At 41.8% G+C, this 22,416-nt stretch carries 13 protein-coding genes; all 13 read right to left on the reverse strand.

The features are described 5' to 3' along the window. Window positions 1-87: 87 nt before the first annotated feature. The 13 genes from LV83_RS09425 to LV83_RS09490 all read right to left on the reverse strand — a co-directional run bounded on the left by LV83_RS09425 (window position 88) and on the right by LV83_RS09490 (window position 22,415). On the reverse strand, window positions 88-1,641 hold the full coding sequence (locus LV83_RS09425; protein ID WP_111611614.1) for a SusD/RagB family nutrient-binding outer membrane lipoprotein: 1,554 nt from the start codon (window positions 1,639-1,641) through the stop codon (window positions 88-90). Window positions 1,642-1,645: 4 nt separating this feature from the next. After that, window positions 1,646-4,909, reverse strand: coding sequence for a SusC/RagA family TonB-linked outer membrane protein (locus LV83_RS09430; protein ID WP_211320473.1), 3,264 nt, complete (start codon window positions 4,907-4,909; stop codon window positions 1,646-1,648). Between the two features lie 356 nt (window positions 4,910-5,265). After that, complete coding sequence (locus LV83_RS09435) at window positions 5,266-6,786, reverse strand: gluconokinase (RefSeq protein ID WP_111611308.1); 1,521 nt, start codon at window positions 6,784-6,786, stop codon at window positions 5,266-5,268. Window positions 6,787-6,804: 18 nt separating this feature from the next. Beyond that, on the reverse strand, window positions 6,805-7,695 hold the full coding sequence (locus LV83_RS09440) for an AraC family transcriptional regulator (protein ID WP_111611309.1): 891 nt from the start codon (window positions 7,693-7,695) through the stop codon (window positions 6,805-6,807). Between the two features lie 537 nt (window positions 7,696-8,232). Next, window positions 8,233-9,939, reverse strand: a complete 1,707-nt coding sequence (locus LV83_RS09445; protein ID WP_111611310.1) for a hypothetical protein — start codon at window positions 9,937-9,939, stop codon at window positions 8,233-8,235. 98 nt (window positions 9,940-10,037) lie between these two features. Continuing rightward, entirely contained in the window at window positions 10,038-12,302 is a 2,265-nt protein-coding gene (locus LV83_RS21520; RefSeq protein WP_211320474.1) for a DUF1593 domain-containing protein, read from the reverse strand. 125 nt (window positions 12,303-12,427) lie between these two features. After that, window positions 12,428-13,858: a DUF1593 domain-containing protein gene (locus LV83_RS09460; protein WP_111611311.1), complete on the reverse strand. Its 1,431-nt coding sequence runs from the start codon at window positions 13,856-13,858 to the stop codon at window positions 12,428-12,430. Window positions 13,859-13,888: 30 nt separating this feature from the next. Further along, window positions 13,889-15,367: an apiosidase-like domain-containing protein gene (locus tag LV83_RS09465; protein ID WP_111611312.1), complete on the reverse strand. Its 1,479-nt coding sequence runs from the start codon at window positions 15,365-15,367 to the stop codon at window positions 13,889-13,891. Between the two features lie 89 nt (window positions 15,368-15,456). Continuing rightward, complete coding sequence (locus LV83_RS09470) at window positions 15,457-16,902, reverse strand: DUF1593 domain-containing protein (RefSeq protein WP_111611313.1); 1,446 nt, start codon at window positions 16,900-16,902, stop codon at window positions 15,457-15,459. 41 nt (window positions 16,903-16,943) lie between these two features. Beyond that, on the reverse strand, window positions 16,944-18,371 hold the full coding sequence (locus tag LV83_RS09475; protein WP_111611314.1) for a DUF1593 domain-containing protein: 1,428 nt from the start codon (window positions 18,369-18,371) through the stop codon (window positions 16,944-16,946). Between the two features lie 7 nt (window positions 18,372-18,378). Continuing rightward, window positions 18,379-19,872 carry an FGGY family carbohydrate kinase gene (locus LV83_RS09480; protein WP_111611315.1) on the reverse strand — a complete coding sequence of 498 codons (1,494 nt, stop codon included), beginning with the start codon at window positions 19,870-19,872 and terminating at the stop codon, window positions 18,379-18,381. Between the two features lie 51 nt (window positions 19,873-19,923). Further along, window positions 19,924-20,898 carry an ABC transporter permease gene (locus LV83_RS09485; protein ID WP_111611316.1) on the reverse strand — a complete coding sequence of 325 codons (975 nt, stop codon included), beginning with the start codon at window positions 20,896-20,898 and terminating at the stop codon, window positions 19,924-19,926. Continuing rightward, on the reverse strand, window positions 20,895-22,415 hold the full coding sequence (locus LV83_RS09490; RefSeq protein WP_111611317.1) for a sugar ABC transporter ATP-binding protein: 1,521 nt from the start codon (window positions 22,413-22,415) through the stop codon (window positions 20,895-20,897). Before LV83_RS09490 ends, LV83_RS09485 begins: the two co-directional genes overlap by 4 nt. Window position 22,416 lies beyond the last annotated feature (1 nt).

A 22,416-nucleotide genomic window follows, 5' to 3' on the forward strand; every position in this document is an offset into this window, starting at 1 on the left:
AGAAATGATAAGAAGAGCTAAAAGAAAAAAATCTAGCCGGATCCCCAGCTAGATTTAAATCTTTTTACTTTATTGATGCGCCTATTTTTACTGGGCATCCCAAAATACTCTGGATAGTAAATTATCCCCTCCGATTGCTGTTGCAGCAGCGGTATAATTCTTGGTATTGGTGGAGCCTTCTTCGTCAGGATAGGAAAATCTTCGTACAAAGCCACCATTCAAATTATTGTTGGCTAGGTTTGGACTTAAGCTTGGAAAGCCACTCCTTCTAAAATTCGCAAAAGCTTCTGTACCATTTCTGATATTTACCACCCAATATTGAGTGTTTATCAGTTCCAAGGCATTAGTCGAATTGAAGGCGACATCAGGATGCTCCAAATATGCCGTAATTTGCTCAGCAGTAATTGGATCTGTTTGTGGATAACGATCATAATTCTTCAAATCTGCTCTAATTCCATTTTCATAATACGTCTGGGCAGAACCAGTTACCCATCCTCTGTGGGCTGCTTCTGCGAGTAGCAAAGAAGTTTGCGCATAAGTCACCCAAAAGTCAGGAGCATCAGGGGCTGCAACCGAATAGATATTCATTTGTGAATAGTTAAGACCACCACCTCTCGATCCTCTGTAATCACCATTCGGATCAGCTAGAACTGTACTAATGACTCCTATAGGCACGCCAAATTGATTTTCTAAATCTGTATCAGGATTTAGATCGTTGGCTACTGCGGCGGGGTCCTCAAAAGTAGCTATGATATATGGAGCACGAGGATCATTAGTTGATTTGAGTTGATTAACGAAAGGCTCAGCAGCATAGTTGAAATAGGAAAAATTTCGCAAGTTATTATTGTCGCCCTGTGCATATAAGGTTCCATCGTACTTGACATAGGCGTTGTCTTCATTTGAAGTCATCACACCCGCATTGAAAGCTTGGGAGACGATCGATTGAGCTTTTGAGGGGTCAATCTTGCTATATCGCATTCCTAGCCTTAAGAGAAGAGAGTTTCCTAGCTTTTTCCATTGCTCTACTTGCGCAGGCGCACTACCCGCGGGGCTTTCACTATTATTGCCAAAGAAAAGATCTTCGGGTACATAGTCAGCTCCGGAATTCAATCCTGCAATGGCTTCTGACAGTTCTTTCTGAAGATCAATGTATATGGCTTCATCGTCATCGTATGCAGGGAAAAATACCCCGTCTATTACTGCATTTCCTGCTTCGAAATAGGGTACATCTCCATAGGAATCCACCAGTCCCATAAATGCTTGAGCTTTCCAAATTCTAATCATATTTAGCAGGTTGGTGCGATCGGTGTCCTTCCCTAAAAGAGCAATCGCTTGGTTCATGTTTTTGATAGGTCCAGGATAGGACAAATTCCATTTACCATTACTTAACCCGTCAATATCTTCATTAAAGTTGAAGCCTAATGTTGCTCCTTGATTATATGGATTGACGAATTGTTGTACAATCGTGTGTTCAGCTGCATAACCTCCCAAGGGAGTTCGTTGAGCCCCTGCGAAGAGCAAGGCCGGATCAATGTCCGTTACTGCGTACGGATTTGTATTTATATCTATAAAATCCTTATCGCATCCACTAAGGGAAATAATGGCAGAAATAGCGAGGATATAGTATCTTATCGATTTCATAATATTAGAATTTAACATTTAAGCTCAAATTGAAATTTCTGGTGGTAGGCAATGAGGAGTTTTCATAACCTGCTCTAAAGTCACCGGATGACTGCACTGCCTCAGGGTCTAATCCTGGGAAGTCTTTATAAAGGATAGCTAAATTCCTTGCAGCCGCAGAGACAGAAAGACCTTTTACAAACTTCATGAATGGCACATTACTAACAGCCTCTGTGAGGTTATAGGAAATGGAAACGTTTCTAAGTTTCACGAAGTCCGATTTAAAAATAAATGGATCTCCAATCTGCTGGTTTCTGTAATCAGCATAGAAGCTTTGTAAATTGGTAACCACAGTGGTATTAGGCTCTCCATTATCATATACGCCAGGGAAAATCAATCCATTTTCACCCTCTCTGCGTCCTTGTAAGGAAAGCTGAGAATGACCTTGTCTAAGCATGTTTAGATGTGTCGATGACATGACCATACCGCCGAGTTTGTAGTCAATATGTACTCCTAGACTCAATTTTTTATAGGTAAACGTATTCGTCCACCCTCCTGTATGCTTTGGTATTGAGCTTCCGATTGGCAAAAAACCATTCGTGTCTTCTCCACCTGGTGTAGTGCTATTAGTGGATCTTAATCTGCCTTGATTGGTTACTAGAATGTCACCATTTGCATTCCTAAGATAGGTTCTGGTATACAGTTGGTTCATTGGGAGGCCTTCTGTGTATCTTAATTGCCCTAGAAACTCATTTCCTGTGTCGTTAAAAGATACTACTAGCATAGTTCCGCTCTCATTGCCCACGTCTAATACTTCAGTAGTCAAGTATGCGCTATTCCAAGAACTCGTCCATCTGAAATTGGAGGTTTCTATAGGAGAATATTCAATCAAGAATTCTAATCCGCTATTTTTTAAAGAAGCTGTGTTTTGTTTTGAATCCGTATAGCCGGAGGCATTGGAAAGTTGCACATCCAAGATTTGGTCGGTCGTTATTTTTTCAAACGCTCCTATGTCCAATAATAGGCGATTGTTAAACAGCCTCATTTCCAATCCGATTTCCTTTTCAGTAACAGTAAATGGCTGCAGATTAGAATTCGGAGCGAAACTTCCGTTTACTCCAGCTAGTGTCTGCCCATTAAATTGGTTTTGATTTATACTATAGGTTAGCAAACCCTCATAGGTTCCTACTCCATTAGCACTTCCTACTTCTGCCCATGATCCTCTCAATTTGGCATAGGAAAGCCAATTGGCACTTGGCATGAGTTCGGAGAAAATAAAACTACCTGAAATGGATGGGTAGAACTTGGAATTGTTTTGGGGGTTGAGGACAGAAAACCAGTCGTTTCTACCTGTGAAATTCAGGTAAAGGATGCCGTTATAACCAAATTCAGCTAAGCCATAAAGTGAGTTTACACGACTCTCGGAGAAACCATAGCTCTGATTTTTTATCGTCCCGTTTGCAATCGAATATAGATCAGCTACTACAAAATTACTCGCATCCTGACTCATGTTCTGATATTTTGTACGCCAGGTATTGCCACCAAAACTAACGTCCACCGAAAACTTTTCCCATTGCTTATTTCCTCCTACCAAAAAGTCAGCATTGATATCAGAAGTAGTAGTTTGGGAAAGATTATATGATCCACGATAAGTGCCATCACCTTGGAATAAAGTAGTGGAACCGGTGCCATTTAATCTGTTCCATTCCGCGAAAGCATTGCCATCATCGTAATTCAACCTGCCTTGAGCATATAGCCAATCGGTGATTTGATACCTCAATGTCGCTGTGCCGAGTAATCTAATTCTTTTCTCGTCGAAATATTGCTTCCCTTGCAATGGGTAGAAAGGGTTGTTTATAGTGCCTAAAAACCCATTTGTACGAAACTCCGCGCCAGTTTCAGGATTTACAGCACTTTCTCTGTATGCTTCATAAGGAGTGGAAATTCCCATACGGTTAAAAAAGTTAATCGCCCCATCTCCCTGCGTACCTATTTGAGGCGGGTTAAGGTTATGCTCATTCGCATAGTTTATATTTAATTGAAATGATAGTTTATCGGATAAACTATGATTAATCCCCACATTAAATATACGCTTGACGTATTCATTCATTGGCTGTATGCCGGTCGCATCCACATTTGAAAATGAAACACGGAAACTCCCTTTACTCGTACCACCAGAGATCCCAATGGTGTTTGTCCAGTTTGATCCAGTTTGTAAAAAATCATATAACTGGTATGGATTGGCAGAATAAGGTCTCATTTGTCCATCAAAATTGATCGTTGGTGCCCCGTCTAGCCTTTCTCCGAATCCAAATTGCCCGTAAGATTGGGCTTCGCCTTGCGTTTTAGGTCTCACACCTCCAGTACCAATTCCATACTCAGTTTGGATTAATTCATCCAGAAAATTTAGTGGAGTAGAAGAAGTATAGCTAGTGGTGAAGTCTACGCCGATTCCTTGACCTTTCTCCCCTGATTTGGTTGTAATAATAATGGCGCCATTTGCAGCTCTAGCTCCATAGATTGCTGCTGCTGTAGCTCCTTTGAGTACAGTCATGCTCTCAATATCGTCCGGGTTGATATTCTGTAGATTATCACCTCTGTCGCGCTGTTGCCCATTTCCATTTACTCCACGCGCACCTTGATCCATAGGTAGGCCATTGATTACGATGAGGGGAGCATTATTAGCTCCTGCAAAGGCAGATTGTCCTCGAAGTCTGATTTGTGTACTAGACCCTGCACCTGCTGCAGGAGGAGTGATATTTAGTCCTGCTACCTTGCCTTCCAGTGATTCCATCACGTTGGTAGTTCTGTTTTTAACCAATTCATCTGTGTTAACAGAGGTCGCAGAATAGCCTAATTTCTTGGATTCCTTTTTGATACCAAGAGCTGTAACTACAACCTCTTCCAACGATTTTTCATCTACTTCTAGATTTACATTGATTTCAGCTCTGTTCCCGACGATGACTTCTGTAGTAGAATAGCCTATAAATGAGAAAGTAAGTATACTGTTTTCATCTTCAACCTCTACAGAATATTTTCCATCTGCATTAGTTACCGTTCCTGTAGACGAACCTTTTACAATAACTGAAACTCCAGGAAGAGGCATGCCTGTTTCATCAAATACAATACCCGTGACTATTATAGAAGTGGGAGTTTCTGAGTATAATTCAATGCTATTTAAGGCAGTTCCTGTAGGTGTTCCGAGTGAGGTATACATCTCATGTGCATGAGTTATACCTCCGGTATGCAAAAATATCGCTATACCGAATATCAGGTAATTTTTTTTCATTATTATGGGTTTTGGTTAGTGATAATTAACTTCTTCCATTGACCAAGTAGTTACAGAAGTATATTTTATTGTATTTAATAAAATAACTTCTGTAACTAGGTTTAATAGGTTGAGTTATTCTTATTGATAACAAGTTAAAAATTACTATTTATCGATACTTCCAAAAATAACCTCCGTAGGATTTTGAACAAAAAAATAGCTTCATCCACAATAGGTGAATGAAGCTATTTAAATAAACATTATAGATGCCTTGGGGGGGGGTAAAAACTAGGTAATACAGTTGATTGAAATTATGAATTCAAAACATAGTTTTTTGTTTACAGTAAATTATATAGTGCGTTGGAATAATATGTTGGCTAAAGTTCACTTTGTAATCTTGCGATATCTGCGAACTCCTCATGTAATTTGGAACTTAAGCGCTCAAAAATTGAAAAATATTTCATGTAAGCCGTATTGTTTTGGTAGTTTGGTTCAAAAGTAGTGGACATTACTACTGACTTGGCGGCGTCTTCCAAGTCGCTGAAAATTCCTAGGTCTGTAGCGCTAAGTAAAAATGCGCCTTGGGCAATGCTATCTGGATTTTTGCCTACACTTACAGGCTTGTTGAAAAGATCTGCCAGTATTTGTGTACAAAATGGAATAGAGGCAAAGCTGCCATTTGTAGTCAGGGAATTGAAGTTTTTATGGTCTTCTAGGGTTTTTCCAATACTGTAAATCTCATACAAAATTCCTTCGAGAGTAGCTCGAATAAAGTGCTGACGCTCATGCTTGATGTTAATTCCGAAGTAGGAGCCCCTAGCGTTTGCATTCCAAATCGGAGCTCGCTCACCTAGAAGATAGGGAAGGAAAAGCAACCCATCGGAACCAGGCTTTATTCTGGATGCTTCCGTGATCAGTCCTTTCATGGCATATTCTATATCATAGGCTTCTTTGAAATCTCCAAAATGTTTGGTGAACCATTCGAAAGCAATACCTCCATTATTAGTAGGTCCACCCGAAACGTAGTATTTGCCAGTCAGCAAGTAGCTAAAAATTCGTTGTTGAGGATCATTTAAAGGCTTTTTTCCGACAACTCGCACTGCACCGCTATCTTCAATTGTAATGGTTGCTTTCTCTTCTTCCCATATTCCACCTCCCAAAGTTGCGAGGCACCCATCGCTCGAACCAATGATGATTTTAACTCCTTTGGGCAACCCCAGTGATTTTTGATATTCACTTCGTAGTCTGTTGAGTGGATGAAAAACAGGGACCAAATCTGGTAACTGTTTTGCCTTTATCCCAGCAAAATCCAGCGCGTTATTTTCCCATTTTCGCGTGTGGATGTTCAATAAGCCAGTTGCAGATGCTAAGCTATAATCAAGCAGATAGTCTTGAGTAAGTTGCTGAATTATGTAGCTTTTGATGGTGATGAATTTGTCGGTTTTTTCGAATCGCTTGGAGTCGTATCGCTTCATCCAGGCTATTTTTATCATAGGTGACATAGGATGAATAGGAGTTCCTGTGGCTTCGTATATTTTCTGTCCTATTCCGGAATTTTTTAACTCAAGCGCCTCGTTTTTACCTCTATTGTCAGCCCAGGTAATTGCATATCCTATTGGAACTCCATGTCTATCTACCGGCAATACACTATGCATGGAGGCGCTGAAACAGATAGAAATCACGGTATGATTTTTAGGGTGAATCTGCTCGCTTAGGAGGTTTTTCAACACATATAGCATGGTGATGAACATCTGGTCAGGGTCCTGCTCGCTATAGTCTGGCTCCCGGTGAAAAGTAGGGTAAGAGCCCTTAGATTTAGCAATGACATTGCCTTTCAGATCTATTGCCAGGATCCGAACTGCGTTTGTTCCGATTTCTATCGTAATAATACATTCCATAGTCGTGGGATAGTGTGGTTAGTTGGATGTATATCTCTTCCGGTATTCTTTGGGTGTATGGCCCGTAAGCTTCTTAAATGTGGTAGAAAAATGCTGAGAAGAATAAAAGCCCGTCTCCAATGCTATATCTGTAATGTTTATATCCTTCAGTTTCAACAAGCGAATGGCTTCTGAAATTCGAATATTGATTAAATAGTTTAAAGGAGGGAATCCGGTGTAATTTTTAACCTTTTCTGTAAAGGTAGTCGTGCCTAATCCCATCAAAGCCGCCATCTCCTCAACGGTCCATTTATGAGAAAGATCTTTTCTCAAACTTTCTTCTAAGTTGGTGAAGGATTTTGGGAAATCACGTCTAGATACTGCCTGTCTAGTGACCTGTCTGCAGAGTAGGATTAGGACAGAATCTAAGATGTAATTCACCCGTGTAAAACTACCTATTTCACTGTTTTCAATCTCTGACTGCATTACCTGAAACATAGAGGAAAATTCACCTGCTCGCATCACAGGTTTTTGATTTGATTCGAGAATTTTACCAATAATTTGCCATTCACTTTTTTTTATTCTGCTCCATTTTCCTAGAACCAAACACCCCTCCGAATCAATTTTTTCTACCTTAAGGTAGATCCAATAAAGTGTGCCAATGCCAAAATACCCATGTGCTCCGCCTATTTCTTGACCTGGTAAAATTAGTGCAGAATCACCTGGGTATAGTGTCTCATTTTTGCCATTAATAATCCAATCAAATTTTCCGTCTACTATATAATAGAGTTGTAAATAGTTAGCCTTTCTCACCTCAAAGGAATCTAAGGTGACAGAATTATTATTTCTCAATCCAAATTCTACTATGTGTGGAAATCGATCGACTTCCGCTAGCGTTTCATGATGATATTTAAATGGACAATGAGGCATCTGTTGGCTGCTGATAAGTGCATAATTAAATCACTTTTTCTAGTGCTATATTATTATTAAATAGACATATAAAATGATTCATGTCTTCCTTTTTTTTACTTATTCTATTACCTAACAACTAATTATTATGGTGTTCTTGGTTTGATTTGATTGTTTTAAATTTATTTATGTTTAAATGTAAATAGTGCTCGGTGGACTGATCGGTTTTGTTTTATGTTATTCATCCAGTCACTATTTATTTTTTTTAAGTTGATGTTAATGATCGTTGTGTTGAACTAGGATATTTTTGGACTGTGTATTTTTAATTTTGATGTCTGTCTTATGTATATGTGCTATTTCAGCATAAAGAGATTAAATAATATTAAGATAAGCTAAACTCTAGATTTTAGGCTACTTCGGTCACCTGTTTTCGGTCTTCCGGTCAGGTGAACAAAGAATTAATGGATGCTGGAATTATTGCGGATAATAATATCTCTTCTATACCTATCATTTTTGCGGTAAAATTACCCTATGCAAAACCTGTTGTTTTGAACAGGGTCAGTGGGTTTTTCCCCAGGCTTTGGCCATTTGTGCGGTGAATTTCCCAGGCTCACCGTCAAACTGAATTATATTGCAATCTTGGACATTCCAGCTGCTCATCGTAGCCGAGTTATATCCTGAGATTAAATAGCCTGCATTGTCGTAGTAGGTTACCTCAGGGTTTTTCGCCCATTCATTTTTACCTCTTTTCTCTATAAAAATGGTTTTCCCTTCTGTCAAATTGTGATCTTCAATGTCCTTGAGGGTTACATTTTCCTGATCAAAAAGTGCCCAGCTTGCCACTAGACCTCCACCTATATGGCCTTGTAACCAGTACTTATGATCAATCATTTTAGCACTGGCATATTGAGTAGGGATATATTCATAGAGCCACTGTCTGAATGGTAGATTTGGTATATCTGCGACCTTTTTTGCCCGCCAAGCCTCTGCCATCTTTTTAGTGAAATCATCAGATTTTCCACCACTGTATTGAATAACCGCTACTAGGCCCACCTCAAAGTGTCCCATCGTGGCTTCATCATAGCTGGGTATACTATATCCCACTCCGCTAATAAAGTTAACATTGGGAATGGACTCCCAGCCTTGGCTTTTAGGTTGTTCTATGAATATAGATTTGCCTTTAAAAAGTCCGTGAAGTTCTTTCAACTCCATTTGAGAATTGGACATAGAGCCCCAGGTTACCGTCAGTTCATCATTAGGAAATACGCTTTGATACCAAGCTCCATGATAGGTGATAGGATTGTTTGGGTGTTTTGCCTTCACATAGTCCACTAGCCAAAGAGCGAAGTTCAACTCTGATTTGTCAGGCGTTTTTGAGTACACTTCTTGCATTTTTTCTACAAATGGACGCGTGTTCGCTCCGTTAAAATGGATAACTGCCAGACGTCCTACATCAAATTTGCCCATGCTCGCAGACTTGTAATTAGGAACATAGTAACCAACGCCCTCGTAATATTGAATGGAAGTATTCTTTACCCAATCAGTTTTATCCTCTTTGGCTATAAATATGGTCTGGTTCTCATTAAGTCCCTCACTAACACCTAGATCCATGTGATCCTGAAGCATTTGTCCCCAACTTAATTTAATGTCATATTCTGGTATTTCTACATGATACCAACCATGGTGCTGCAGGAAATCATTTTGAGGAAATTCTGATTTTGTGTAGTCTTTTAACCACCTAGTCATGGATGATTCGTACTCTGGAGTATTTTCAAACAACCAATCTTTCTGCATCCTTTCCACAAATTTTCTGGCACCTGTACCTCTAAACTGCAGAACTGAAAGCTTGGCCACTTCGAGATCCCCCATGCTAGCTTCAGTATAGCCTGGGATGAAATAGCCTGCGCCTTCTGTCAATTCCATGGTCGGGATTGTAGTCCAATTGTCATTGATTGACTCTGAAACGTAAAGCGCTTTACCTTCGTAGTGGCCTGTCACTCCTTTCAGCTTCAATTGTTCCTGCGGCAAAAACGCCCAACTAATAGTAACATCTACTGCTGGGATCACTGCCTGGTACCAATCTTTGTTGTCTATTATTTCTACTCCAGGGTATTGAGAAGGAATGTAGTCTCGTAACCAATCAGCCAGAATTAATTTATCTTTCTGTTGAATTTCTGCCTGTGAGTGCTTGAGCGGGGCAATCACGATCAATGATGTGAGAAGGATAACAAAGAAGTTAGCCTTCATAGTCTGGGTTGATTTCATAGGTTTGTTGGGTTTGTTGTTAATATTAAAGGTTATTGGGATGGTTAAAATTTGTATTCATTCATGTTTGATCTATTTCCAAGATGGATTTATGATCTTTAATTGAAAGGAGATTTAATTTTTGACTCGATAAAACTGCTGATTTCCTTGTGTTCTGTTTTTTCAGTAAAACCAAAAACACATATAGCTTCTGTGCCTGAGTATGCACGCTTGTCTTCATCTCTTCCAAAACTGAAAATCACCATGTTTTCTCCCTGTCTCCATCCTTCATCACCTGCCGTAATTGGTCCTACGTCGCGAACTCCGGCATAGAATACTTGCTTGTCCTTAGAGTCGCTGTCTGCTAAGTAGAAAAATGGAGAGGGGAATTTATTTCCAAATTCAGGTTCTAAGTAGCCTAGACCTCCTGATTTGATTTCTCGGTGTACGCCATCTTTTAATACGTAATAGTCTTTCTCCACAGAGGCTTCTTGCTCTCCCCCAACTGGCCCTTCAAATAGAAATGCATACTTATCATCAGCTCTGATGATTTTGATTGCTGCATGAGATGGGAAAAAATGATACTCCAGTTCATAGGAAGGATTGGAGCTTCTCATGATCAGGTGATCACCAGAAAGGCTGTCCTCAAAAGCTATTTTCTTTCCACTTTCATCCACCCACCATGAGGTGGAGTTGCTTTTACGCTGTGGATGATTAAAGTTTCCCTCGCCGAAATTTGGCCAGCCTCGGTATTCGTGTTTACCACCTGCATTGGAGGACTTGTTGTATCCTCGATCGGCATCATTGCCTATCCAGTCGTTTCCTGCCTGATCAAAAGCACTACTAAAACCTGTTTTGCCTTCGGTCTCGCCATTCTCAAAATACCAAGTGCCACCTGCAGCGGCGATTTTCCAACACATGTTGTCGAAATGGCGAACTTTAGTCACCAACACCGTATGTGGGAATGGAAAATAAGGACTACCTGTATCTGGTTCTAGGTTTTCAGTAGTAGGCGAACCTGCCACCTCGATAATCATCCTTCTGTAGGCGTATAAATTAGGCTCTCCATCGTCATAGACTTCCAAGATTACATGAATAGATCTTCCGGAGGCATTCGCGGGAATCTGGACAGTAGCTTTGGAAGAAGTGCTATTCTGAATTTCCACTGACTCTTTATACGTACTTGGCTCAGCATAGAATGACCATTTGTAGCTCAAAGTATCACCGTCAGGATCTCGCGAGCCTTCAGCACTCAATGTGATTTTTTCTCCTGAAGAAGCTGACATGCTCAGCACCTTTCGGGATTTATCTCCATTGAGTATGGCTGTGGGATGGTGGTTAGCGTCTGCATAGTTACTACTGATGCTCCAGTCCATCCGAGCCGCAAAATCATTGTTATATCCTTTGTTCCATTTTTTGATGGCTTCGGCTTTTTCATCTGTATTTCCATACATCAAGTAAGGGTCATATTGTGTTTCTCCGTCTTCCTGAATTTTAGGAACCTCTGACATACTTCGTATCCCAGCTTTTTTCGTGAAACTGAAACGACCTCCCCAGCCACCTTGATCAATCTGCTCAGGGTCATTGAGTCCATTGGGGTAGACATGCATGAATGCAGGCGTGTCTCCTTCCATTGCCCATTGTGTATCTGGATAGACACTACCTAAAGGGCCGTGACTTTGGATGTCATTGCGTTGATAATCACCATTTTTCGGAGGCTGCCAGCCATAGACACCCGTTGCTCGGATATAGAATACATCCGGGAAGTTTTTGGCAATCCAAGCACCGGCATCGTCTTGCCCTAAGACATCATACAATCTGAGCTTTGACAAAAACTTCTTCAATTCTGCTGGGCTACGGGTTTCACTTACTTTCCAAATCGCTTGAGCAATGGTATTCATTCCGCCCCATCCCATCAGCCAGAGAGGTCTAGGATCATCCTTGTCTGCTGCTACTATGATGAGTTCAGATCCTGGGCTGTCTTTGCCTGCACCCACGTCGCTCATACCATAGCCATCTTGCCCCATTACAGCAATGGATTTAAGGTATTCAGGTGTTGGGAAACCAGCAGCATGAATAGAAAGGTTTGGATAAGTTTCTTCATAAGCATCCAAAATCACATCTAACATAGCTGTATTGTCCTGCGTTTTTTTCCAGCATCCTGTAGCTACAATTAGTCCTTCAATGTCAAATTCATTTGAAGCGACCAGCTGACGAACTAAAGATTGCTCGTCATCTGGATCAGCTCCTAGGTCGGTGGTATTGATTATTCTAGGTTTGTATGAATTACTTTCATTTTCCTGTTGTTCGGCCCTAGTTTTATGGGGAGAATAAAAAAGTAGTGCAACCATTGCCACACAGAAAATCAATTGGTTAGGCTTCATGTAAAATAGGTTTGGGTTAATTATTAATTGACTACAAATCGAAAGTGGTTTTTTACTGTGTCCAGCTCTCACTGCTTTTAAATTTCAATAGGTTTAATAGTTAGGCATTTTGATGTGTGACACACCTAAGGATTCACTTTGACAATTATCCTTTTATAGCGCGTTAGGGCAGGGGACCCTTGGTCTGTCACTGCCAGAATAATGTGCATTTCTCCAAATTTCCCAGGCTTAGGAACTATGAAGAATGCATTTGCCGTATCTGCATTTTCAATTTTTAAGGGAGTAGCAGTTCGCCCGCTCGCTAGCGTGTACTCTCCAGGTTCACCATAGTGAAACCAGTGGTAGTTTAAACCGTCCCCATCTGGATCGCTGCTCTCATCGGCACTGAGTTCGATTCTATCGCCAACTTTTGCCAATATGAATTCTGGAGTTTTCAGTTTGACTACTGGTGGATGATTGGCATCCTTGTAGTCCTTGATTGTCCAGTCCATTCTAGCTTCGAAATCATTTTGGTAGGCCTCTCTCCAGCGCCAGATTGTTGCTTTATTCGTCGTATGCCAATTTCCATCTGCACCGTACACTTCATCCATGGCATCTGTCCAAAGTGGACGTGTTTCCGGCTCAGAAAACCAACTTTCTGTTCTTGGCTGGTAAAATTCATATCGACCTCCCCAGTTTCCGTAATCTGGTCGCTCCGGATTTTCCATGCCGGTATGAATCAAATGCATAAAACTCGGGGAATCTCCCTCCATGAGGAATTCCATATGAGGATATTCTTTTCCTAATGGTCCTTTATTTCGAATATGCTCATCCAACCAAGGGTTGTCAACTATCTCAAAGTTTCCCCCAGCAAACCTGCCGTGGAATTTGTCTCCGCTTATGCCTGACCAAGTTGCGAAATGATAAGCTCCCAGTGCGTGGATCCCAGGACTTGCTATATAAAACAGGTTAGGGAAAGTCTTTCTCAGCCAAGGGCCGCTATTGTCTTGGTCGGATATCGTGTAGACACGGAGTTTCGCTACAAATTTTGCGAGGTCTTCAGAACTTCTGGTTTCTTTGATTTTCCATAGAGCTTGAGCGAGACAATTTGGTCCTCCCCAAACAAGAACCCAAACAGGTCGGTCATCCTCCTTATCCACAGTCCTGATGATTAGTTCAGACCCATCGGAGTCCATTCCTTCACCTACTGCTTCCATTCCATATTTTGGGATGCCTTCTTTCACGATTGTTCTTAGGTAGTTAGCGGTGGGATAGCCTTCTTCATGTTTTTCTAAGTTGTCTCGCACTTTGCCGTAAGCATCCAAGATTTCAAGTATTCTCCAGGTTGCAATCTCATTTTGCTGATGAATGGAAGTGGTGGCCACTAGTCCTTCCACATCCCATTGATTGGAGTATGTAAGAAAGCGAACCAAGGACATCGCATCGTCAGGTTCATTTTCTATATCTGTCAGGACGATGATTCGTTCTTTTTCTGTGCTTCTTTGGGCAAAAAGATCGATCTGTCCGTGGAGTAGGATTCCGACTAAAATCGTCCAATATCTAAAATACTTCTTCATTATTTTATGGGTTTGATGCTTTGATGAGGCTTAGTTTGATGTTAGAATGAGGATTGCGTCCTCCCAACCAGTTGGTGGCGTGATTATTCGAGATTCACCAGTTTGGAATGATTCAGCCGTACTTTCACGCCCTTCCATCGGATCAAACCAATTTGCTTCAGCATCTTTATCTAGGGTGTTTTTGACTGTTGCCTCTGAATTGTCAGAGAAATAGACCAGAATTTTCTTGCCGGAAGAGAGTCTGACCGCTGCTTTTAGGCTTTCGTTGTCACTTTCAGTTCCTTGTAGGATTCTTTGGTCAGGAATCCATTCAAACCAATTATTTTCGATAAGTAAGTTTTTTGCCAGCTGCGCAAACTGAACTGCTCCAGGGAAATTCAAAGCCTGTTCCCAGGTAAAGCCACAATTGTAGTTCCCTTGAGTGCCGCGCATTGCCCAAATAGGGCCTGCTCCATAAGTGTGACCAGCTCCTCCAGCAAAAAATGTATGGTATACTTGTCGACGCAAACGGAGAGGTGTAATATATCCGCACTCTTGACCGTAAGCTCCAAATTCGTAGGAACCCTCCAGGAATAGACTTGGCTTCTTAGGATTGTCCAGATTGTATTCCCTTGCCATAGTTGGATATACTTCATTGACCTGTGTCCATACTTCCACCCCATTGGCTGTGATCCAAGCATCTTCATGAAACCAAGTAGATGAGTTGTCACTTGGGTCCCCATCAGGGTGATATGTGAAAAAAACGTCCTTCCATGCTTGATCAGCTTTGTTCCATTGAACTGTTTTGCCAGTGACCCCATTGGCTATCCCTTCTGCCATTGCCCGGAAAATGGAACGTCTGTCCACATTTTTATCTGAGATCGTATCTGAAACTGCAAAATATTTTCCTTTCGCATCTCCACCCAGAACCCACAACATGTGAGGTTCTGTCTTATATCTTTTTCCTAAAAAAACACCGTATTCTTTAGCCTCCTGCGCTGTAAACTCTTGATGAGCACCGCTAAATTGATCTGTGATATAGGCACGTCCCCAGTTTGGGAGGAGGGCTACATACATATTTCTTTTTTTGATCCCCTCGATGATATAGTCTACATGATCCCAATAATCGTTTGGTGCGTCAGGAGATCCCCCAGACACCACTAGCGGTTTCGCAGTGTTGGGGTTGTCTTCTCCACCGGTGAATGGACGATGACCATAAGCATTTGCAGCATTGTGCGGGCCATTTTTTAACCCACCTCCGTGAGGATACCAGAACGCCACAGATTGGATGACATTGAAGCCGAGTTGCTGTCGGTTATCAAGATATCGATCTACTTCTTCGCGAGTTAATTGCTGAAACATACCCCATCCAGTATCAGCCATCCAAAGAAATGGCGTGCCGTCTTTGTGTTCTATATAGTGACCGTTTCCTGCAACCTGGAGTTTGCCATGGCTATCCCATGGTGCTTGGGCAAAAATATTTACCGAAAATAGAAGTAGGACTAGCGTAAAAATCAACTGTCTTTTCATGGTTATTTAGGTTTGGGTTATTAGTTAAAAAGGAAAATATCTCTGAGCCGAATTGGCTTTTAATTGGATCTCTAGGGTCTCTTCTTTCTTCATTTTACTTTAATAATCACTCGTCTATACCTAGTTAAAGCAGGGCTTCCATTGTCCGTGACTTCACAGATCACATGGATCGTTTGTCCCGGTTTGGCATCTTTTGGTACTGTTAGTTTTGCGTCTTGCTCATTTGACTGATTGATTGACACCTTTCCTGAGTAAGTTCCTGGATCTTGATACTGCCACCAGCTGTAGTTAAGTTTATCTCCGTCTGGGTCGTATGATCCCGTTGCGCTAAGTTTTACATTTGATCCTGCTTTTAGAAGCAAGTCTTCACTGTGAGCCAGCTTAACTATGGGCTCATGATTGGCTTCATCATAGGACTTAATAGTCCAGTCTGCACGTGCTGCAAAATCATTTTGCATCGCAGCAGTCCATCGCCAGAGTGGTTCCAGATAGTCTGTGAGTTCTTGATCGTTGGGGATTTCTTCTTTGAGTCGCTCTCTTCCCCATGCTGAGTTTCCATACCATCTGCCTTCAGGGTAAGTATATGAGGAATCCGACACGGGATCTAGCCAAGTATTTTCTCGGACTTTCACATATCTACCACCCCATCCGCCATAGTCTGGAGATTCCATGCTGCGCAAGCCTGTAGGTATGATGTGTAAAAAAGCTGGAGAATCTCCCTCAGATCTAAAATCTCCCTTGTCAAATCCCTTATCACCTTCTTCATGAGCAGGATACATGGACAAAAGTGGGCCGTGTGCTTCCAGGATATTTTCATTCATCCAATCTGCAGCAAGGTGTTTCTGCTCTGCCTCTGGCAAATACTTTTTCCAATGATAGAAAATGGCAATAAACTGATCTGAGATAATCGTGGGAATATTGTATTTGCCCCAGACAGGGCGAATGTATTTCTGAAAAGTATCGTCTTGTTCCCAGATAAAATAAAATCGGATTTTACTGGCTACGGCATCCATTTTTTCTGGATGATCTTCCTCTATAGTTTTCAATGCTCGAGCAATAGTATTTGTCCCACCCCATGCCTGTATCCAAATAGGTCTTGCGTCAGATTCATCCAACAATACTTTTACGATATGCTGAGATCCCGCTGTGATTTTTTCCATTTCGCCTTCTGTCTCTACATTGCCTAGAAAGGTTCTGGACTTGAGGAATTCTGCTGTAGGATAATCCTTATCATGCTTAAGTAAATTGGGTTGTACTTTGGCGTAAGCATCCAAGTAGGGTACAGCCCAGTCATCTCCAGCCCATTTGTGTCCATGCCAGTGGTATTGGGAACTTGAAGTTATGATCCCCTCAATATCCCATTCATTGGCATAAAGGAGAAAGCGAACCAAAGAGCACTCATCATCTATTTCCCCATCACTTGTTACGATGACACGTGGTTTTTCTGTCTTTTCCTGAGCAATAAGATCAGAACCTAAACTGCTGATTAGAATAGCTAGGAGTATGGATTTAGGAAAATGGATAAGTAGGTTCATGGCTGTTATGTTTCACATTTAAGCTGCTGGTACATTAGGTTTTAAGGTTTCACAGTTACTATTACTCGGGTATATCGCGTCAGTGCTGGACTACCGTTATCAGTCACTGCACAGATTAAATGGATGGTTCCAGTTCCTTGTGGTACTTTAAAAGAAGATTGCGCTTGATCAGCGTCTGTCAGTTTTACCTGCCCGCCTGCATTTGCAAGAGTGCTTGGCTCGGTATGAACATACCAATGATAGCTGAGTTTATCTCCGTCTGGATCTTTGCTTCCAGCTACACTTAGTTTGATGGTGTCACCAGGTTTGGCGCTCTGATTCAGCTTGCTTTTAGTGTAGACGATTGGAGGATGATTTGCTTCAGCGTAGGACTTTACGCTCCAGTCTGCCCGAGCGGCAAAGTCATTCTGCATCGCATCAGACCAGCGCCACATAGGTTTGAAATAAGTGCTGCGCTGTGCTGCCGTAGAGTTGGACCCTTCACGTAAACTTGCTCTTCCCCAACCATTACTTCCGTACCATCTGCCTTCTGGATACTCATAGCCAGAGACTGGTACTGAATCCAACCAGGTATTGTCACGGACTTTTACAAATCTCCCTCCCCAACCTCCAAAGTTTGGTGATTCCAAACTTCTCAAGCCTGTAGGAATGGTATGTAAAAACGCTGGGGAATCAACTTCAGAGCGGAAGTCACCGTTTTCCATAGCGGGATAAAGTGCAGCTAAAGCACCGTGGTTTTGAAGAATATTGTCTATCATCCATGGTCCTTCAAAATAAGGAATCATTTCTGTAGGCTGCACCTGAGCCCATCGATAGGCAATTGCCTCAAACTGATCCGCGATGATGGTCGGGATATTATATTTCCCCCAATTCGGACGAATGTATTCCTGATAAGTCACATCCTGCTCCCAGATCAGATACAGACGCATCTTGTTAGCTACATATTCCATTTTGTCAGGATGGTTTTCTTCGATGCTTTTCAAAGCTCTGGCTAGTGTATTCGTCCCGCCCCAAGCTTGAATCCAAATAGGGCGATCATCTGTTTCATCCAACAAAACTTTCACTATAAGCTCTGAACCGGGAGTGATTTCAGTCATTTCACCTTCAGTTTTCACGTTGCCTAAGAGCGTTCTTTCGCGTAAAAATTCTGGGCTCGGAAAATCAGGGTCATGCTCTACCAGGTTTGGATAATCCTTGGCGTAGGCATCCAAATAAGGATCAATCCAATTATCTCCAGGCCAATTGTGGTCATGCGCATGATATTGTGAACTGGAGGTAATTATGCCTTCTACATCCCATTCATTCACATAATACAGGAAACGGACGATAGAACATTGATCATCTATTTCTCCATCACTGGTAACCAAAACCCGAGTTTTCTCAAATTTCTTTTTTTGAGCCATTCCTTCATAAAAACCAAGGAGGAGTAAGGCAATAAGTAGAAAAGGTATTTTGGCTAGGTATTTCATGGGGATTTCAGGTTTGGGAGTTTTTTTTGCCAATTATTTTTTTCCATCCCTCATAATAGCCAGCTACTTTCTCCGAGTTTTCTCCAGGTAAAGTGCTAGTAGAACTTTGATTAAAGGATTTAAGCTGGTCTATACTTTCATAGACTTTGGAGTTTAGGCCTGCCAAATAAGCGGCACCCAAAGCCGATACATCGGCAATCGCGATGTTGGAAACTTTGCGGTGAAGTATGTCAGCTAGGAATTGTACCACAAACTTGTTTGAAGTGATCCCTCCATCTATTTTTAGCTCTGTGAGGGGTGTGCCGGAATCGGCTTCCATGGCTACGATCACATCTTTGATCTGGTAAGGAACAGATTCCACAGCTGCACGGATTACATGGTTTTTGGATGATTCGAAGGATAGGCCTTCAATGGTTGCCTTGCGATTCATGTCCCAATGAGGTGCTCCCAATCCCGAGAAGGCCGGAACAATATAGACGCCTCCATTGTCGGAAAGGGAAAGGCATATTTGCTCCAGTTCTGATGCGTTTTCAAAAAGACCCAGTTGATTTTTTATCCATTCTATCGTGGCACCGGCAGAGACTATTATTCCCTCCAGCGCATAATCCACTCGATTTTCTGTGCTCCAGCATATCGTAGTGACCATTCCATTCTGAGAAGTTTTTGGTTCCTTTCCAATATTCATCAGAATTGAACTGCCCGTTCCCAGCGTGGCTTTGGCACTGCCTGGTTCAAAACATCCTTCCCCAAATGCAGCGGCATGAGAATCCCCAATCATTGCCGAAATGCTGATTTGATGATCCAATAGGCCTTCCAAATTGGTGGTGCCAAAGTGAAAAGAGGAGGGTTTTAATTCTGGTAAATTCAGTTTGGATAAACCGAAATCCGCCAATAACTCCTGATCCCAGCAAAGCTCTTTTAGATTGAAAAACTGGGTTCTGGAAGCATTTGTATAATCTGTTAGGTAAGATTGACCTTTGGTTAATTTATAAAGCAACCAAGTGTCAATCGTTCCAAAATAGGCTTCTCCTTTATCGATTGCTTCTTTGATTTTAGGCTCATTGTCATAGAGCCAGATTACTTTGCTTCCCGAGAAATAAGGATCAATGATCAATCCGGTTTTCTCGTTGATTTTTGGTCCCAACCCTTCTTTTTCCAAGCTTTCACAGATGGCTACCGAACGCTTGCACTGCCATACAATTGCATTATAGAGTGGTTTGCCTGTTTTGTCCCAAAGCACAAAGGTCTCTCGCTGATTGGAAATCCCACAGGCTTTAATTTTGCTCAAATCTCCTTTTTTGGATACAAAGCCACCCAGACATTTACCCACTGAGGTTAAAATGTTTTGGTAGATCTCCTCAGGATCTTGCTCTACACGGTTTCCTTCCAAGTAGTGGGTTTTGAGAAGTTCTGTCTCCTTGTGCACAGCATTACCATGCTCATCGAAGATGATGGTTTTGGTACTGCTGGTTCCTTGATCTATTGCTAATATGAAAGACATGTTTCTAATTTCTGTTGTTAAACCGTTTCATAATCTGACCTATATGGACGATTACTCACTCTTTTGATTCGACTTGTCGATAATGACAGCTAGTAGTATCACCATCCCTTTGATTACCTGCTGCCAAAAAGGAGAAACATTCATGAGGATCAGACCATTGTTCAGCACGCCTATAATGATTGCGCCGAGGACTGTTCCCCAGATTGTTCCTCTGCCTCCGGAAAGTGAAGTACCACCAATCACCACTGCGGCAATTGCATCCAATTCATAACTTATTCCGGCATTTGGCTGTGCGGAATCCAGTCGAGCTGTTACCAGCACCCCACCAACGGCTGCAAGCAATCCAGCAATGGAATACACCCAGATTTTGACTTTGTTAATCGGAATTCCAGAGAGTCGGGAAGCATTTTCATTTCCACCTATAGCGTAGATGTATCTTCCAAATCGGGTTTTGCTCGTAAGAATAACTGCTGTGATTACCACTAGACCTGAGATCCATACCGGCATAGGTATTCCTAAGAACCATCCCGTCCCTAAGAAACCGAAACTACCTCCCAGTCCTGTGATGGGATGGCCTTTTGTCCAGAGCATGGTGAATCCACGGGCCATGGTGAGCATGGCTAGCGTAGCGACAAAAGGAGGAACTTTGAATTTGGTGACCGCATATCCATTAACAAATCCTAAGCCTCCGCCGATTAAAAATCCGGCTACTATTGCACCTAAAACTGTGAATCCAATAAACAGATTTAATGAGGGAATGCTGAGTCCATTTTTCAATAAACCTGCCGTCACTGCTCCGCAAAATGCCAAGATAGAACCTACAGAAAGGTCAATTCCGGCAGTTAAAACAACCAGTGTCATTCCCACCGAGATGCATACGTTCACAGAGATTTGGCGCATGACATTCCAAAAATTGTCGGTAGACATGAAATTGTCTGTAAGCAATGCCAAAGCCAAGCATAATACGAATAATGCGATAAGTGACTGAAACTGGGCTATGTTAAAGTTTTTCTTCAAAGAGATCATTGATTCATGTTTTCAGGGATGCAGGCATTCATTATGTTAGTTTCGGTGGCTTCTTCACTCGAAAACTCGGCGGTGATTTCTCCTTCAGACATGACTAATATTCTGTCTGAAATAGCCAGTATTTCGGGGATTTCAGAAGAAATAACTAGGATGGAAATGCCAGAGGCACTTAGTCGGGCGATAAGTTCATAGATTTCATTTTTGGCATTTATGTCTATTCCACGCGTAGGTTCGTCCAGCATGAGCACGGTGGGGTTTCGCTCTATCCACTTACCTAATATTACTTTTTGCTGATTTCCGCCACTCAGATTTTTGATTGCTTGATCTTCGTTGTGAACTTTGATTTTCAGGGAAGCGACATGTTTATCATAGAGTTTGGTATGTAAGGCATCGCTCAGAAATCCGAATTTGCTGACCTTCTCGATCACGGTAAGGCTTAGGTTTTTTGAAACCGACATTCCTGCTACAATCCCATCTTTTTTGCGGTCTTCAGGTACCAGAGCCATACCCGCATCAATTGCTTCAATGGGACTTTTGAAGCCTGTTTTCTGGCCATTAAGTAGGATAGAGCCTGTCAATTTGCGGTGGTTAAGCCCAAAGAGACTTTCGCAGAGCTCTGTCCGTCCTGCTCCCATCAATCCATAAACTCCCAGGACTTCTCCTTTGCATAAATCGAAACTAATGTCTTTTAGTAAAGGACGTTGGGGATTTTCAGGATTGAGTAAGCCAAGGTTTTTGACTTCTAAGACTTTTTCTTCTGTACAGTTTTTGGTGGATTTTTTGACCACTTTCACTTCACGCCCTGCCATCATATTGATGAGTTGGGAACGGGATATTTCTGAAACTCCCCCTTGACCGACCACTTTCCCATCCCTCAGAACCACAAAATCATCTGCTAACGCAAAAAGCTCATCCAGTTTGTGTGAGATATAGACAATGGCTTTACCCTCTGCTTTTAGTTTATTGATGATTTCGAAGAGAACTTCCACTTCGCTTTCCCCGATGGCTGAAGTAGGCTCATCCATAAAAACTACCTCAGATTCAGTGAGCAGGGCTTTGGCGATTTCTACGATTTGCTGTTGGCCAACTTTCAGAGTGCCTACCAAGGCTGTTGGTTCTACTTCCAGTTTGAGTCTGTTAAGTAAAGCTTTAGTCTTGTTGATCATTTTCTCGCGCTCCAAAAAGCCAAATGCATTGACCAACTCTCTTCCTAAGAAGATGTTTTGAGCTACCGTCAGGTAAGGAATCAGATTTAACTCTTGGTGAATAATTCCAATTCCCATTTCCTGAGCGTCCTTAGGTCTGGAGAATTTAATTTCTTGGCCTTTAAAGAGAATTTGTCCCTCAAAATCAGTGTAAATACCTGACATGATTTTCAAAAGGGTAGATTTTCCTGCGCCGTTTTCACCGATTAATGCGGTTACTTTTCCACCTTCCAGACGGAGATTGACATTACTGAGGGCAGTAACTCCAGAGAACTTTTTGGTTATTTCTTTTACTTCCAGTAGTGCCGTCATG

Origin of the sequence: Algoriphagus yeomjeoni, from assembly GCF_003259505.1 — a bacterium.
In the GTDB taxonomy this organism is placed as follows: Bacteria; Bacteroidota; Bacteroidia; order Cytophagales; family Cyclobacteriaceae; genus Algoriphagus; species Algoriphagus yeomjeoni.

Coding starts and splice junctions, on each gene's coding strand:
- LV83_RS09440 (WP_111611309.1), bottom strand. CDS start 7,695: ATGCCTCATTGTCCATTTAAATATCATCATGAAACGCTAGCGGAAGTC.
- LV83_RS09480 (WP_111611315.1), bottom strand. CDS start 19,872: ATGTCTTTCATATTAGCAATAGATCAAGGAACCAGCAGTACCAAAACC.
- LV83_RS09435 (WP_111611308.1), bottom strand. CDS start 6,786: ATGGAATGTATTATTACGATAGAAATCGGAACAAACGCAGTTCGGATC.
- LV83_RS09425 (WP_111611614.1), bottom strand. CDS start 1,641: ATGAAATCGATAAGATACTATATCCTCGCTATTTCTGCCATTATTTCC.
- LV83_RS09460 (WP_111611311.1), bottom strand. CDS start 13,858: ATGAAGAAGTATTTTAGATATTGGACGATTTTAGTCGGAATCCTACTC.
- LV83_RS09465 (WP_111611312.1), bottom strand. CDS start 15,367: ATGAAAAGACAGTTGATTTTTACGCTAGTCCTACTTCTATTTTCGGTA.
- LV83_RS09430 (WP_211320473.1), bottom strand. CDS start 4,909: ATGAAAAAAAATTACCTGATATTCGGTATAGCGATATTTTTGCATACC.
- LV83_RS09475 (WP_111611314.1), bottom strand. CDS start 18,371: ATGAAATACCTAGCCAAAATACCTTTTCTACTTATTGCCTTACTCCTC.
- LV83_RS09445 (WP_111611310.1), bottom strand. CDS start 9,939: ATGAAATCAACCCAGACTATGAAGGCTAACTTCTTTGTTATCCTTCTC.
- LV83_RS09485 (WP_111611316.1), bottom strand. CDS start 20,898: ATGATCTCTTTGAAGAAAAACTTTAACATAGCCCAGTTTCAGTCACTT.
- LV83_RS21520 (WP_211320474.1), bottom strand. CDS start 12,302: ATGAAGCCTAACCAATTGATTTTCTGTGTGGCAATGGTTGCACTACTT.
- LV83_RS09470 (WP_111611313.1), bottom strand. CDS start 16,902: ATGAACCTACTTATCCATTTTCCTAAATCCATACTCCTAGCTATTCTA.
- LV83_RS09490 (WP_111611317.1), bottom strand. CDS start 22,415: ATGACGGCACTACTGGAAGTAAAAGAAATAACCAAAAAGTTCTCTGGA.